14 protein-coding genes are annotated in these 14,758 nt (G+C 59.1%); 5 read left to right on the forward strand and 9 right to left on the reverse strand.

Going from position 1 to position 14,758, the window contains the following annotated elements; translation table 11 throughout:
* The first annotated feature begins 33 nt into the window (after nucleotides 1-33).
* Complete coding sequence (locus tag RHM56_RS23185) at nucleotides 34-1,659, forward strand: MFS transporter (protein ID WP_322236423.1); 1,626 nt, start codon at nucleotides 34-36, stop codon at nucleotides 1,657-1,659.
* Nucleotides 1,660-1,901: 242 nt separating this feature from the next.
* On the opposite strand, the gene RHM56_RS23190 is transcribed toward RHM56_RS23185, so the two are convergent.
* From RHM56_RS23190 to glyQ, 4 genes are all read right to left on the reverse strand, one after another.
* Nucleotides 1,902-2,672: a lysophospholipid acyltransferase family protein gene (locus tag RHM56_RS23190; RefSeq protein ID WP_322236425.1), complete on the reverse strand. Its 771-nt coding sequence runs from the start codon at nucleotides 2,670-2,672 to the stop codon at nucleotides 1,902-1,904.
* Between the two features lie 77 nt (nucleotides 2,673-2,749).
* Nucleotides 2,750-3,286, reverse strand: coding sequence for a D-glycero-beta-D-manno-heptose 1,7-bisphosphate 7-phosphatase (gmhB, locus tag RHM56_RS23195; protein ID WP_322236427.1), 537 nt, complete (start codon nucleotides 3,284-3,286; stop codon nucleotides 2,750-2,752).
* A gap of 7 nt (nucleotides 3,287-3,293) precedes the next feature.
* Nucleotides 3,294-5,348 (reverse strand): glycine--tRNA ligase subunit beta, encoded by a 2,055-nt coding sequence (gene glyS, locus RHM56_RS23200; RefSeq protein ID WP_322236428.1) that lies wholly within the window; start codon nucleotides 5,346-5,348, stop codon nucleotides 3,294-3,296.
* Entirely contained in the window at nucleotides 5,345-6,298 is a 954-nt protein-coding gene (glyQ, locus tag RHM56_RS23205; protein WP_003437964.1) for a glycine--tRNA ligase subunit alpha, read from the reverse strand. Before glyQ ends, glyS begins: the two co-directional genes overlap by 4 nt.
* Nucleotides 6,299-6,379: 81 nt before the next feature.
* Here glyQ and RHM56_RS23210 point away from each other — a divergent pair, with 81 nt between their 5' ends.
* A complete protein-coding gene (locus RHM56_RS23210; RefSeq protein ID WP_322236431.1) occupies nucleotides 6,380-6,937 on the forward strand; it encodes a DNA-3-methyladenine glycosylase I in 558 nt (185 codons plus the stop codon).
* Nucleotides 6,938-7,045: 108 nt separating this feature from the next.
* On the forward strand, nucleotides 7,046-7,933 hold the full coding sequence (locus tag RHM56_RS23215; protein WP_322236433.1) for a lysophospholipid acyltransferase: 888 nt from the start codon (nucleotides 7,046-7,048) through the stop codon (nucleotides 7,931-7,933).
* Nucleotides 7,934-7,975: 42 nt separating this feature from the next.
* Here the strand turns inward: RHM56_RS23215 and RHM56_RS23220 are convergent, their stop codons facing one another.
* The 5 genes from RHM56_RS23220 to def all read right to left on the reverse strand — a co-directional run bounded on the left by RHM56_RS23220 (nucleotide 7,976) and on the right by def (nucleotide 12,614).
* Entirely contained in the window at nucleotides 7,976-8,296 is a 321-nt protein-coding gene (locus RHM56_RS23220; protein ID WP_322236435.1) for a tetratricopeptide repeat protein, read from the reverse strand.
* A gap of 12 nt (nucleotides 8,297-8,308) precedes the next feature.
* Nucleotides 8,309-9,685, reverse strand: coding sequence for a Trk system potassium transporter TrkA (gene trkA, locus RHM56_RS23225; RefSeq protein ID WP_322236437.1), 1,377 nt, complete (start codon nucleotides 9,683-9,685; stop codon nucleotides 8,309-8,311).
* 23 nt (nucleotides 9,686-9,708) lie between these two features.
* Nucleotides 9,709-11,019: a 16S rRNA (cytosine(967)-C(5))-methyltransferase RsmB gene (rsmB, locus tag RHM56_RS23230; RefSeq protein WP_322236438.1), complete on the reverse strand. Its 1,311-nt coding sequence runs from the start codon at nucleotides 11,017-11,019 to the stop codon at nucleotides 9,709-9,711.
* Nucleotides 11,016-11,966, reverse strand: a complete 951-nt coding sequence (fmt, locus tag RHM56_RS23235) for a methionyl-tRNA formyltransferase (RefSeq protein WP_322236440.1) — start codon at nucleotides 11,964-11,966, stop codon at nucleotides 11,016-11,018. The genes rsmB and fmt overlap by 4 nt, the downstream gene beginning before the upstream one ends.
* Before the next feature lie 141 nt (nucleotides 11,967-12,107).
* Nucleotides 12,108-12,614, reverse strand: coding sequence for a peptide deformylase (gene def, locus RHM56_RS23240; protein ID WP_322236442.1), 507 nt, complete (start codon nucleotides 12,612-12,614; stop codon nucleotides 12,108-12,110).
* Between the two features lie 394 nt (nucleotides 12,615-13,008).
* On the opposite strand from def, the gene dprA reads away from it, so the two are divergent.
* Both dprA and RHM56_RS23250 read left to right on the forward strand, forming a co-directional pair.
* A complete protein-coding gene (gene dprA / locus RHM56_RS23245) occupies nucleotides 13,009-14,106 on the forward strand; it encodes a DNA-processing protein DprA (RefSeq protein ID WP_322236444.1) in 1,098 nt (365 codons plus the stop codon).
* A gap of 35 nt (nucleotides 14,107-14,141) precedes the next feature.
* Nucleotides 14,142-14,699, forward strand: coding sequence for an L-threonylcarbamoyladenylate synthase (locus RHM56_RS23250; protein WP_322236445.1), 558 nt, complete (start codon nucleotides 14,142-14,144; stop codon nucleotides 14,697-14,699).
* The last annotated feature ends 59 nt before the right edge of the window (nucleotides 14,700-14,758 follow it).

The following is a 14,758-nucleotide window of genomic DNA, read 5'->3' on the forward strand; positions in this document are numbered from 1 at the left end:
TCACTGTGGCCCACAGGGCTGAGGACATTGAACATGTCGGACTCAATAGCACCATCGGCAGCAGCCCCCGCGAAAGGGACTACCGGCCGTGAAGAACGAAAGATCATCTTTGCGTCATCCCTCGGGACAGTGTTCGAGTGGTATGACTTTTTCTTGTATGGCGCGCTGGCGACGGTACTCAGCAAGCAATTCTTTGCCGGGGTTAACGACACCACCGCGTTTATCTTTGCCTTGATGGCTTTCGCCGCCGGCTTTTTGGTGAGGCCGTTCGGAGCACTGGTGTTTGGCCGCTTGGGTGACATGATCGGGCGAAAATACACCTTCCTTATGACCATCGTTCTGATGGGCTTATCGACCTTCGCTGTCGGCCTGCTGCCGACCTACGCCAGCATCGGCATTGCAGCGCCGATCATGCTGGTGGTGCTGCGCATGCTCCAGGGGCTGGCGCTGGGCGGTGAATATGGCGGCGCGGCGACCTACGTGGCTGAACACGCGGCCCCCGGCAAGCGGGGTTTCAACACCAGCTGGATTCAATCCACCGCCACCCTGGGCTTGCTGCTGTCGCTGATCGTGGTGCTGAGCTGCCGTTACCTCACGGGTGATCAGTTTGAAGTCTGGGGCTGGCGCCTGCCGTTCCTGCTGTCCATCGTGCTGCTGGGCATCTCGACCTGGATCCGCATGAGCATGCACGAGTCGCCTGCTTTCGCAAAAATGAAGGCCGAAGGTAAAACCAGCAAATCGCCGATCCGTGAATCGTTCGGCAAATGGGAAAACCTGAAGATCGTCCTGATCGCCCTGTTCGGCATCAACGCAGGCCAGGCTGTGACCTTCTATACAGCGCAGTTTTACGTGCTGTTCTTCCTCACCCAGATGCTCAGAATAGATCCGGCCCAGGCCAACATGCTGCTGATTATCAGCGTGGTCATCGGCGCGCCGTTCTTCATCTTCTTTGGCTGGCTGTCGGACCGTGTGGGGCGTAAACCGATCTTGATGCTCGGCTTGCTGCTGGCAACGGTGCTGTACTTCCCACTGTTCAAAGCCCTGAGCCACTACGCCAACCCGCAGATTGATGCTGCCAGCCGTCAGTCACCGATTGTGGTGATGGCCGACCCGTCGACCTGCACCTTCCAGTTCGACCCGGTGGGCAAAGCGCGTTTTGACAGCCCGTGCGACAAGGTCAAAACCTTCTTGGTGAAACAGGGCCTGCCTTACACCTCGAAGTCCGTCCCGGCGGGCACCCCGGTGCAGGTGTCGGTGGGTGAGCAACAGATCACAGGCTTCGACGAAGCGGCCATGCGCGCTGCCATTACCGCTGCGGGCTACCCGGCCAAGGCCGACCCGAGCACCGTGAATCAGCCGATGGTGGTTCTGATAATGGTGCTGCTGACGATCATCGCCTGCATGACTTACGGCCCATTGGCAGCGGTCATGGTTGAACTGTTCCCGACGCGTATCCGCTACACCTCCATGTCCCTTCCCTACCACATCGGTAACGGCTGGTTTGGCGGGTTCCTGCCGACTGTGTCCTTTGCGCTGGTGGTCTTCACTGGGGATATTTTCTACGGGCTGTGGTACCCGGTGGTCATCACCGGCGTGAGCCTGGTGGTGGGGATGCTGTTCCTCAAGGAGACCCGAAACGTGAACATCGACAAGGTGTAACGGCAGATCTGTAGGAGCGAGCTTGCTCGCGATCTTTAAAAGATCAAAAGATCGCGAGCAAGCTCGCTCCTACAGAAAGCACAAAAAAACCGACTCAAGGGTCGGTTTTTTTGTGCGCTTAGAAAAACTTATGCACGTTTTTCGCTAAACAGTAATTCCTAGAAATAAGTATTTAAATCATGAGGTTATGACTGTTTTTACAAAGAAATCCAAAACTTGTGCACACGTTATCCACAATTCGCTCAGATGACGGTTGTCTCTGCTGGCGCGGCCACAGGCGGCAGCGAACCCATCGCCCGTTGAGCGTCTTCATTCCAGGCTTGCACCCGGTCATTGAGCTCAGCAATGGCCCGCGGGCCGCTGCCGTTGGCGTACATCGGCTCACCGATCACCAGCTCAATCGTGCCTGGGCGTTTGGCCCAGCCAGTCTTGGGCCAGAACTTGCCCGCATTGTGGGCAATCGGCAGTACCGGCAACTCGGCGTTGACCGCCAGCGCTGTACCGCCCCGGGAAAACTTGCCGACCTGCCCGAACGGCACACGTGTGCCCTCTGGAAAAATCAGCACCCAAACGTTGTCCTTGAGCAGCTCATCACCCTTCTTGGCGATGTGCTTGAGCGCTGCTTTCGGGTTCTCGCGGTCGATAGCAATCGGACGCAGCATCGCCATCGCCCAGCCAAAAAACGGCACGTACAGCAGCTCGCGCTTGAGCACCTGGCTCAACGGCTGAAAGTAGGCCGAGAGAAAAAACGTCTCCCAGGTACTTTGGTGGTTGGCCAGAATCACGCACGGGCGTTCAGGGATGTGCTCAGCCCCGGTGACCTTAACGTCGATGCCCAAAAATACCCGCGTCAGCCACAACGCGCAGCGGCACCAATACACGTTGATAAAGCGATAACGCGCAGGAAAGGACAAAAAGGGAGCGACAAAAAAACTCAGTGAGCACCACAGCAGAGAGCTGGTGCCCAGCAGCAGGTAAAAGAAAAAAGTTCTGATGGCCTGCAGTATCGACATAGCGACTTTTACCGTTGCGGATAAAACACGATTGAACAACCCGACGCACAGCGAACTGGCGTGTGTTCAAACCTGCTTTATTTGTGGATAAGTTCTGCGGCGACTGCCGCCAGATCGTCAAATATTAAGGTATTAACCGGTAACACTTTGGTCAAAGTTTGTAGGCCTTTTCCGGTTTTTACCAAAACGGGCTGAGAATCGACGGCTTGTGCAGCCTGTAAGTCACCCAAACTGTCACCGACAAACCAGCATTTGGTCAGATCTGTACCGTAATGCTCAGCGATTGTGCGCAACATGCCCGGCTTTGGCTTGCGGCACGCGCAGCCTTCGTCGGGCCCGTGAGGGCAATACACCACCAGCCCAAGCTCGCCGCCCTGCTCGGCCACCAACGCGCGCAGGCGTGCGTGCATGGCGTCCAGCGTGGCGATGTCGTAATAGCCGCGGGCAATGCCGGACTGGTTGGTCGCGACGGCGACCGTCCAGCCCGCCTTGCTCAACTGCGCGATGGCCTCAATCGCGCCGGGGAGCGGGATCCACTCCTCGACAGACTTGATGTAAGCGTCGGAGTCAGCATTTATGACCCCGTCCCGATCGAGAATCAGCAGTTTCAACATTTGGCCCTTAGCTCAGCAACGAAATATCAGCAACGCCCAGGAACAGGCTGCGCAAGCGCGCCAGCAGCGCGTAGCGGTTGGCGCGCACACTGGCGTCTTCAGCGTTGATCATCACCGCTTCAAAGAACGCATCCACCGGCTCGCGCAGCGAGGCCAGACGGGTCAGTGCTTCGTTGTACTGACGGGCAGCTGCCATCGGTTGTACCGCTTCGTCAGCCTTTTGAATGGCCGAGTACAGCGAGAACTCGCTGGCGTTGTCGAAGAACTTGGCTTCAACGTTGGTCGAAATCTTGCCTTCAACCTTGCTCAGCAGGTTCGATACGCGCTTGTTCACTGCGGCCAGTGCAGCGGCTTCCGGCAATTGGCGGAACGCCTGAACAGCTTGTACGCGCTGATCGAAGTCCAGTGCCGAACGCGGCTGCAACGCACGTACCGACAGGTAAGTCGCCACGTCCACGCCTTCGTCTTCGTAACGTGCACGCAGACGGTCGAAGATGAATTCCAGCACTTGATCCGCCAAACCGGCCGACTTGATCTTGGCGCCGAACGCTGACACGGCGAAATTCACCGCTTCGGTCAGGTCTAGGTCGAGCTTCTTGTCGATCAGAATGCGCAAGATACCCAGCGCTGCGCGACGCAGTGCGTACGGGTCTTTGCTGCCGGTAGGCAGCATGCCGATACCGAAAATGCCGACCAGAGTGTCGAGCTTGTCGGCGATGGCCACCGCTGCACCGGTCAGGGTGGTCGGCAGTTCAGCGCCAGCACCGCGCGGCATGTACTGCTCATTCAGCGCCAGCGCGACATCTTCTGGCTCGCCATCGTTGAGGGCGTAGTAGTAACCGGCAATACCTTGCATTTCCGGGAACTCGCCAACCATTTCGGTGGCAAGGTCGCACTTGGACAGCAAGCCTGCACGGGCTGCGCGCTGAGCGTCACCGCCAATGCGTGGCGCGATGAACGCGGACAGCTTGGACACGCGCTCGGCCTTGTCGAAAACGCTGCCCAGTTGCGCCTGGAACACCACGTTTTGCAGGCGCAGGTTGAAGCTTTCCAGCGTCTGCTTTTTGTCTTGCTTGAAGAAGAACTCAGCATCGGTCAGACGCGGGCGAACCACTTTCTCGTTACCCGAGATGATTTGCTTCGGGTCTTTGCTCTCGATGTTGGCCACGGTGATAAAGCGCGGCAGCAGCTTGCCATCAACGTCCAGCAGGCAGAAATACTTCTGGTTGTCCTGCATGGTGGTGATCAGGGCTTCTTGCGGCACATCCAGGAAGCGCTCTTCGAACGAGCACACCAGCGGCACCGGCCATTCAACCAGTGCGGTCACTTCGTCGAGCAGGCTTGGCGGCACGATGGCTGTACCTTCCTGCATCGTGGCCAGTTCGGCCACACGCTTGGAAATCAGCTCGCGACGCTCATTGAAATCCGCCAGCACGTGAGCTTTGCGCAAGTCTTCGAGGTAGTTGGCAGGCGCGGTGATGCGCACGTTTTCCGGGTGGTGGAAACGGTGACCACGGGAGTCACGGCCCGCCTTTTGCGCAAGGATGGTGCAGTCGATAACGTCATCGCCCAGCAGCATGACCAGCCATTGGGTTGGACGCACGAACTCTTCTTTGCGTGCACCCCAGCGCATGCGCTTAGGGATTGGCAGGTCGTTCAGCGAGTCTTCCACGATGGTCGGCAGCAGGCTGGCGGTCGGCTTGCCGACGATCACCTGGCTGAAACGCAGTTTTGGACCGCTTTGATCGATTTCGCTCAACTCAACGCCGCACTTCTTGGCAAAACCAAGGGCTGCTTGAGTCGGGTTGCCTTCAGCGTCGAACGCGGCCTGACGTGGCGGGCCGTCGATGTTGATGCTGCGATCAGGCTGTTGCGTGTCGAGTTGGGTCAGCAGCACGGCCAGACGACGCGGTGCGGCATAGACTTTTTTCGCGCTGAAGTTCAGACCGGCGCTTTGCAGGCCTTTTTCGATACCGGCCAAAAATGCATCGGCCAGGGTATTGAGGGCTTTTGGCGGCAGTTCTTCAGTGCCCAGTTCAACCAGAAAATCTTGAGCACTCATTGTGCAGCCTCCAACTTAGCCAACACTTCATCACGCAAATCAGGTGGAGCCATCGGGAAGCCCAGCTTGGCGCGTGCTTCGAGATACGCCTGCGCCACCGAACGTGCCAGGGTCCGCACACGCAGGATGTACTGCTGGCGTGCCGTCACCGAAATAGCCCGGCGCGCGTCCAGCAGGTTGAAGGTGTGCGATGCCTTGAGCACCATTTCGTAGCTTGGCAGCGGCAGCGGCTGGTCGAGTTCGATCAGGCGCTTGGCTTCGCTTTCATAGAAATCGAACAGCTCAAACAGCTTGTCGACGTTGGCGTGCTCAAAGTTGTAAGTCGACTGCTCGACTTCGTTCTGATGGAACACGTCGCCGTAGGTCACTTTGCCGAACGGGCCGTCAGTCCAGACCAGGTCGTAGACGGAATCTACGCCTTGCAAGTACATCGCCAGACGCTCAAGGCCGTAGGTGATTTCGCCGGTTACCGGGTAGCACTCAATGCCGCCCACTTGCTGGAAGTACGTGAACTGCGTGACTTCCATACCGTTGAGCCAGATTTCCCAGCCCAGACCCCAGGCGCCCAGTGTTGGCGATTCCCAGTTGTCTTCGACGAAACGGATGTCGTGAACCAGCGGGTCCAGGCCGATGTGCTTCAGGGAGCCCAGGTACAGCTCCTGAAAGTTTGGCGGATTGGGCTTCAATACCACCTGGAACTGGTAGTAGTGCTGCAAACGGTTCGGGTTTTCGCCGTAGCGGCCGTCAGTCGGGCGACGACTGGGCTGCACATAAGCGGCGTTCCAGGTTTCTGGGCCCAGAGAGCGCAAAAACGTGGCGGTATGGAAAGTGCCGGCGCCCACTTCCATATCGTAGGGCTGAAGCACCACACAACCTTGCTCGGCCCAGTATTGCTGGAGGGCGAGGATCAAGTCTTGGAAGGTACGCACTGCTGGCGTAGGCTGGCTCACAAATTCACCTGTTTCTTGGGCTGCGATTTAAAGAGCGGGAGTATACCCGATTCGGTCGCGCCACCACCTCTTGGAGCCTATATGCCACGTTGTTTCTGGTGCCCTGACGACCCGCTGTATGCGGCCTATCACGATCAAGAGTGGGGCGTGCCGTTGCGCGATGCGCATGGGCTCTTCGAGTTGTTATTGCTCGAAGGGTTCCAGGCGGGTTTGTCATGGATCACCGTTTTGCGTAAACGCGAGCACTATCGAAAGGTCATGTTCGGTTTTGATGTGCAGCGTTTGGCGGTCATGACCGACGCTGAAATAGAGGCCTTGCTGCTGGATCCGGGCATCGTGCGCAACCGTTTGAAAGTCACCGGTGCACGGCGCAACGCCCAAGCCTGGCTGGCGCTTAAAGACCCGGTAGAGTTTTTATGGTCGTTTGTCGGCGGCCAGCCGAAGATCAACCATTTCACCGAACGCCATGAATTCCCGGCCGTGACACCCGAAGCCGAAGCCATGAGCAAAGGGCTGAAAAAAGCCGGATTTACGTTTGTTGGCCCGACCATCTGCTACGCCTTCATGCAGGCCAGCGGCATGGTCATGGACCACGGCACCACGTGCGACCGCTACGCTGAGCTGTCCAACGCCGGGTAGAATGCCGCCTGCGCAAAACCTGTAGGAGCGAGCTTGCCTCGCGATCTTTTAAAAGCTCGCGAGGCAAGCTCGCTCCTACAGACATCGTTACTTCTGAGAGATTTGCCTGTGGAAAAGTTTAAAGGCGCCTTGCTGGTCGGGGCTTTAAGGCTGTTTGCCATGCTCCCCTGGGGCGCGGTGCAACGCGTGGGTTCGGCCATCGGCTGGCTGATGTGGAAACTGCCTAATCGCTCCCGCGAAGTGGTGCGCATCAACCTGGCCAAATGCTTCCCGGAAATGGACCCGGTTGCCCGTGAACAATTGGTCGGGCAAAGCCTTAAAGACATCGGCAAAAGCCTGACCGAGAGCGCCTGCGCCTGGATCTGGCCCGCTCAACGCTCGATTGACCTGGTGCGTGAAGTCGAAGGCCTCGATGTGCTCAAAGACGCCCTGGCGTCTGGCAAAGGCGTGGTCGGCATCACCAGTCACCTGGGCAACTGGGAAGTGCTCAACCACTTCTATTGCAGCCAGTGCAAGCCGATCATTTTTTACCGTCCACCCAAGCTCAAGGCCGTCGACGAACTGCTGCGCAAACAGCGCGTACAGCTCGGCAACCGCGTCGCCGCGTCGACCAAAGAAGGCATTTTGAGTGTCATTAAAGAAGTCCGCAAAGGCGGCCAGGTCGGCATTCCGGCAGATCCTGAGCCCGCTGAGTCGGCGGGTATCTTTGTGCCGTTTCTCGGCACCATGGCCCTGACCAGCAAGTTCGTGCCCAACATGTTGGCGGGTGGCAAAGCGGTGGGCGTGTTCCTGCACGCACTGCGCTTGCCGGACGGTTCAGGCTTTAAGGTGATTTTGGAAGCCGCGCCAGAAGCCATGTACAGCACCGACACCGAAACAGCGTGCGCGGCCATGAGCCAAGTGGTTGAAAAGTACGTACGGGCTTACCCGAGCCAATACATGTGGAGCATGAAACGCTTCAAAAAACGTCCGCCGGGTGAGGCGCGCTGGTACTGAGGTCACGTCCCCCTCACCCCAACCCTCTCCCCCAGGAGAGGGCTAGGGTGAGGGCTGTTGCTTTTCCAGCTTCTTCAAAAACACGGTCATTTCTTTTTCGGCCTGTTTGTCGCCATGGGCTTGGGCTGCACTGAGCCCCTGCTCCCACGCTGTGCGCGCTGCTGCACGATCCCCCGCCGCTAACTGGGCTTTGCCCAGCAACTTCCAGGCTGCGGAGTACTTGGGGTCAAATTCAACACAACGCTGCAAATGCTCCGCCGCCTTGAGGTTATCCCCAAGGTCGAGATAACCCTTGCCTAAACCAAAGCGCAATAAAGCGTTATCCACACCCTTGGCCAGCATTTTTTCCAGTGACTCCAGCATTGCCGTCTCTCTTTAGAAAAAACTCAACCCCACGTGGAACAGCTTTTCCACGTCGCGAATATGCTTTTTATCCACTAGGAACAAAATCACGTGGTCGCCGGCATTGATCACCGTGGCGTCGTGGGCAATCAGCACTTCTTCGTCGCGAATAATTGCGCCAATCGTGGTGCCCGGCGGCAGGTGGATTTCACCAATACGGCGGCCGATCACCTTGCTCGACTTCGAATCTCCATGGGCAATCGCCTCGATGGCTTCGGCTGCACCCCGGCGCAGCGAGTGCACACTGACAATGTCGCCACGGCGTACGTGGGCCAGCAAGGTACCGATGGTGGCCAACTGCGGACTGATGGCGATGTCGATCTCGCCGCCCTGAATCAAATCCACGTAGGCCGGGTTGTTGATGATGGTCATCACCTTTTTCGCGCCCAGGCGTTTGGCCAGCAACGAGGACATGATGTTGGCCTCGTCGTCGTTGGTCAGGGCCAGAAACAGGTCGGCGTCGGCGATGTTCTCTTCCAGCATCAGATCGCGGTCTGACGCGCTGCCTTGCAACACTACGGTGCTGTCGAGCGTGTCGGACAAATAACGGCAGCGGGCCGGGCTCATCTCGATGATCTTGACCTGATAACGGCTTTCGATGGCCTCGGCCAAGCGCTCGCCAATCTGCCCGCCACCGGCAATCACAATGCGTTTATAGCTTTCATCGAGCCGGCGCATTTCGCTCATCACTGCGCGAATGTTGGCTTTGGCAGCGATGAAAAACACCTCATCGTCGGCTTCAATGACCGTGTCGCCGCGAGGCGTGATCGGTCGATCACGTCGGAAAATCGCCGCCACCCGCGTGTCCACATTCGGCATGTGCTCACGCAGCTGGCGCAATTGCTGACCAATCAACGGGCCGCCGTAGTACGCCTTGACCGCCACCAGTTGTGCCTTGCCTTCGGCAAAGTCGATCACCTGCAAGGCGCCGGGGTGCTCAATGAGGCGCTTGATGTAGTTGGTCACCACTTGCTCGGGGCTGATCAACACATCGACGGGAATCGCGTCGTTATCGAACAGTTCTTCGCCGCGCGTGAGGTAGGCCGATTCGCGCACCCGGGCGATTTTGGTCGGGGTGTGGAACAGCGTGTAGGCCACTTGGCACGCGACCATGTTGGTCTCGTCGCTGTTGGTCACCGCCACCAGCATGTCGGCATCGTCGGCACCGGCCTGGCGCAACACGTTGGGCAGCGAGGCGCGGCCTTGCACGGTACGAATGTCGAGACGGTCGCCCAAATCGCGCAGGCGGTCGCCATCGGTGTCGACCACGGTGATGTCATTGGCCTCGCTGGCCAAATGCTCAGCCAGCGTGCCGCCGACCTGTCCTGCGCCGAGGATGATGATTTTCATGCCGTCATTCCCTGTTCCAGCGGTTAGCCGCGAGCGGCAGCGATCTTGATCAATTTGGCGTAGTAGAAACCGTCATGCCCGCCCTCTTGCGCCAACAGTTGGCGCCCGTGCGGCTGCTTGATGCCGAACTGCCCGGCAATATCCAGCTCTCGTGCACCCGGCGTACGGGCCAAAAAGGCTTCAATCACGTGGGTATTTTCGGTCGGTAACGTCGAGCACGTTGCGTACAGCAGGATGCCGCCGACTTCCAGCGTAGGCCACATCGCGTCCAGCAACTCGCCTTGCAAGGTGGCGAGGGCGGCAATGTCGTCCGGCTGGCGGGTCAGCTTGATGTCCGGGTGACGGCGAATAACGCCCGTTGCCGAACACGGGGCATCCAGCAAGATGCGCTGGAATGGCTTGCCGTCCCACCAGGTTGCGGTGTCGCGACCATCGGCCGCAATCAGCTCGGCACTCAGGCCCAGGCGCTCAAGGTTTTCGCGCACACGCACCAAGCGCTTGGCTTCCAGATCGACCGCCACCACGCCCGCAAGCTTAGGCTCAACCTCAAGAATGTGGCAGGTCTTGCCGCCGGGTGCGCAGCAGGCGTCGAGTACGCGTTGGCCGGGTGCCAGGTCCAGCAGGTCGGCGGCCAATTGCGCGGCTTCGTCCTGCACGCTGATCCAGCCTTCGGCAAAGCCTGGCAGGTTGCGCACGTCGCACGCTTCGGCCAGCACGATGCCGTCTTGGCTGTACACGCATGGTTGGGCTTCGATGCCGCTTTCAACCAGCAACTGCACGTAGGCATCACGGGTTTTGTGACGGCGATTGACCCGCAGAATCATCGGCGGATGCGCGTTGTTGGCCGCGCAGATGGCTTCCCACTGCTCAGGCCAGAACGCTTTCAACGACTTTTGCAGCCAGCGCGGGTGGGCGGTGCGCACCACCGGATCGTGCTCCAGCTCGGCCAGCAAGGCTTCACTCTCGCGTTGGGCGTTGCGCAACACGGCGTTCAGCAGGCCTTTGGCCCACGGCTTTTTCAGCTTGTCGGCGCAGCCCACGGTTTCGCCAATCGCGGCGTGTGCCGGAATGCGCGTGTAGAGCAATTGATACAGCCCCACCAACAGCAGCGCTTCAACGTCGGCATCGGCGGCTTTGAAGGGTTTTTGCAGCAGCTTGTTGGTCAGCGCCGACAAGCGCGGATACCAGCGTGCGGTGCCGAACGCCAGATCCTGGGTCAGGCCACGGTCGCGGACTTCAACCTTGTCCAGTTGCAGTGGCAACGAACTGTTGAGCGATGCTTTGCCGTTGAGGACGGCGGTCAGTGCCTTGGCGGCAGCCAGACGCGGGTTCATTGCGCGGCGCCCAGAACGGTGCCAACGGCGAATTTCTCACGACGACTGTTGAAGAAATCACTGAAGTTCAGCGCTTTGCCGCCTGGCAATTGCAGACGTGTCAGGCACAACGCGCCTTCGCCACAGCCGACGATCAGGCCGTCTTTGCTGGCGGCGAGAATCTGTCCCTGCTCGCCTTTCGCGTCTGCCAGGGTGGCGGCCAGCACTTTCAGTGCTTCGCCATTGAGCGTGCTGTGGCAGATCGGCCACGGGTTGAAGGCACGAATCAGCCGCTCCAACTCGACTGCTGGGCGGGCCCAGTCGAGGCGTGCTTCGTCTTTATTCAGCTTGTGGGCGTAGGTCGCGAGGCTGTCGTCCTGCACTTCGCCTTGCAGCGTGCCAGCGGCCAAACCCTTGATGGCTTCGAGCACGGCAGGCGGCCCCAGCTCGGCCAAACGGTCATGCAGACTGCCGCCGGTGTCTTGCGGGGTAATGGGGGTCACGGATTTGAGCAGCATAGGGCCGGTGTCCAGACCCGCCTCCATACGCATCACCGTCACGCCACTTTCGGCATCGCCCGCTTCGATTGCGCGCTGAATCGGCGCCGCCCCGCGCCAGCGTGGCAGCAAGGACGCGTGACTGTTAATGCAGCCCAGACGCGGAATATCCAGCACAACCTGCGGCAGGATCAGGCCGTACGCTACCACTACCAACAAGTCTGGCTTGAGGGCTGCGAGGTCGGCTTGTGCTTCTGGCGCGCGCAGGGTGGGCGGCTGCATGACCACAATGTTGTGTTCCAGCGCCAGTTGCTTGACCGGGCTTGGCATCAGCTTTTGCCCGCGCCCCGCCGGACGATCCGGTTGGGTGTACACCGCGACGATCTCGTACGGACTGTCGAGCAGCGCCTTGAGGTGTTCAGCGGCAAATTCGGGGGTGCCAGCAAAGACGATGCGCAGTGGCTCAGTCATGGATTACTCACTTGGAATGGGGGAGGCGCGGGAATAATCCTGTAGGAGCGAGCTTGCTCGCGATCTTTTGATCGTTTAAAAGCTCGCGAGCAAGCTCGCTCCTACAGTGAGTCCGTGACAGGCGTAGGGTTATGCCGAGAATCAAGCGTTCTGGCGGTGCAGCTTTTCCAGCTTCTTCTTGATCCGGTCACGCTTGAGCGTAGACAGGTAATCGACGAACAGCTTGCCGTTAAGGTGGTCGCACTCGTGCTGAATGCACACCGCCAGCAGGCCTTCGGCGATCATTTCAAACGGCTTGCCGTCACGGTCCAGCGCCTTGATTTTGACTTGTTGCGGGCGATCTACGTTTTCGTAGTAACCCGGCACCGACAGGCAGCCCTCTTGGTACTGGCCCATCTCGTCGGTCAGGGTTTCGAACTCGGGGTTGATAAACACCATCGGCTCGCTGCGGTCTTCGCTCAGGTCCATGACCACGATGCGCTTGTGCACGTTGACCTGGGTCGCGGCCAGACCAATGCCAGGCGCCTCGTACATGGTTTCAAACATGTCATCGATCAACTGACGGACGCTGTCGTCCACAACCGTCACCGGTTTGGCGATGGTGCGCAGACGCGAGTCTGGGAATTCGAGGATGTTTAAAATAGCCATAAGTTTGATTGGGGCACTGTGTGAAAGATTCAAAAACGGTTGTCAGGGGGTCATTGAGACTCGGCAACCTGTGCAAAACGTCTCCTTCAGAGAGAGCCCGCTCGGGCTCTGGCGTTTCACGCGAGCGCACATAATAAAGGGATTCAACACCGGATGAAACGACTAGCTGCCCAGCTGCATGTCGCGGGCGCCAGCCGTGGCGTGTCGCAGCTTGAAACCAATGTGTGCGGCCTGTGTGGAGCGTTCAACTAAGGTTGAGGTTTGAGGTGTTATTTCAAGGAGCAGCTGGGCATTCAATCCGGTTTTTCCCATCGTTTGCTAAACAACTTGTCAACAGACTTATCCACAGGTTGTTCCTTCCGTAAAGCTGATGAAACAGATCAAGGATGATCCCATGTCGATGTCTGATATTTCCCCGGCAGAGCTGGAAGCCCGTTTGCGTTTGCATCGCTTGCCTGAGGTGGGCACACAGCGTTATCACGGCCTGTTCCGGGCCTTTGGCTCGGCCAGTTCGGCGCTCAGCGCCCCCGCTAGCGCGTGGCGGGCGTTGGGGCTGCCAGCGGTGAGCAGCGATGCACGTCGCAGCCCCGAAATTCGTGATGGTGCCAGCGCTGCAATGCGCTGGCTTGAGGGCTGCAAGCACCATGTGGTGTTGCATGATCAGCCCGATTACCCCGCGTTACTGGGCGAAATCAAAGACCCACCGCCATTGCTGTTCGTGGCGGGTGACCCTTCGATTCTGGAAAAGCCGCAACTGGCGATGGTCGGTAGCCGCCGGGCCTCAAGGCCGGGGATGGACACCGCAGCGGCCTTTTCGCGTTGTCTGGCAGGCGCAGGCTTTGTGATCACCAGCGGGCTGGCACTGGGCATCGACGGGGCCGCGCATCAGGCGGCACTGGACGTCGGCGGGCAAACAATTGGTGTACTGGGCACCGGCCTGGAAAAACTTTATCCACAGCGCCATCGTGCGCTGGCCGACGCCATGATCGAGAGCGGTAGCGCGGTGGTTTCGGAGTTCCCGCTGGACGCCGGGCCGCTGCCGGCAAACTTCCCGCGGCGAAACAGAATCATCAGCGGTTTGTCGTTGGGCGTGTTGGTGGTCGAGGCCAGCGTGGCCAGCGGTTCACTCATCACCGCCCGCCTGGCGGCCGAACAAGGCCGCGAGGTGTACGCGCTGCCGGGTTCTATCCACCACCCCGGCGCGCGGGGCTGTCATCAATTGATCCGGGATGGCGCTACTTTGGTTGAAACCGTCGAACACATCCTCGAAGGCTTGCGCGGCTGGCGTTCGATGCCGTTGTCCACGCCTGAACTGTTTACTCACAGCTGTCATCCATTAGTGCAATTGTTGCAGGCAGCGCCCCACACCAGTGAAGCGCTGGCGTGTGCCAGCGGTTGGGACTTGCCCCGGCTGCTGGCCGCGCTGACCGAACTGGAGCTCGACGGGCACGTAGTGCTTGAGGGCGGGCGTTGGTTTGCTCGCGCCAGCTAAGTACACTGCGCCCAGTACCTATTTGGAGACATTCAATGCTCAGCACCTGGCGCGTCCAACAAGCAGCAAGAGCCATTCGCGCAGGCGCGGTGATCGCCTACCCTACCGAAGCTGTCTGGGGGTTGGGTTGCGACCCTTGGGATGAAGACGCGGTGGAGCGCTTGCTGGCGATTAAATCTCGATCTGTGGATAAAGGCCTGATTCTGGTTGCCGACAACATTCACCAATTCGACTTTTTGTTCGAAGACTTCCCGCAAGCGTGGCTTGACCGCATGGCCAGCACCTGGCCGGGGCCGAACACTTGGCTGGTGCCGCATCAGGGCTTATTGCCGGAATGGATCACCGGCCAGCACGAAACCGTTGCGTTGCGGGTGAGCGATCATCCACAGGTGCGTGAGTTGTGCTCGTTGGTGGGGCCCATCGTCTCGACGTCAGCCAACCCGGCGGGTTTACCGGCGGCGCGGACGCGACTGAAGGTTGAGCAGTACTTTCGAGGGCAAGTTGATTACGTCTTGGGCGGCAATCTGGGCGGGCGAAAAAACCCGAGCCTGATCCGTGATTTGGCGACCGGCAAGGTTGTGCGTCCTTCCTGAACATCAACATTCTGTAGGAGCGAGCTTGCTCGCGATCTTTTAAAAATCAAGAGATCGCG

It is taken from the genome of Pseudomonas sp. CCC3.1, from assembly GCF_034347405.1.
Lineage (GTDB): Bacteria > Pseudomonadota > Gammaproteobacteria > Pseudomonadales > Pseudomonadaceae > Aquipseudomonas.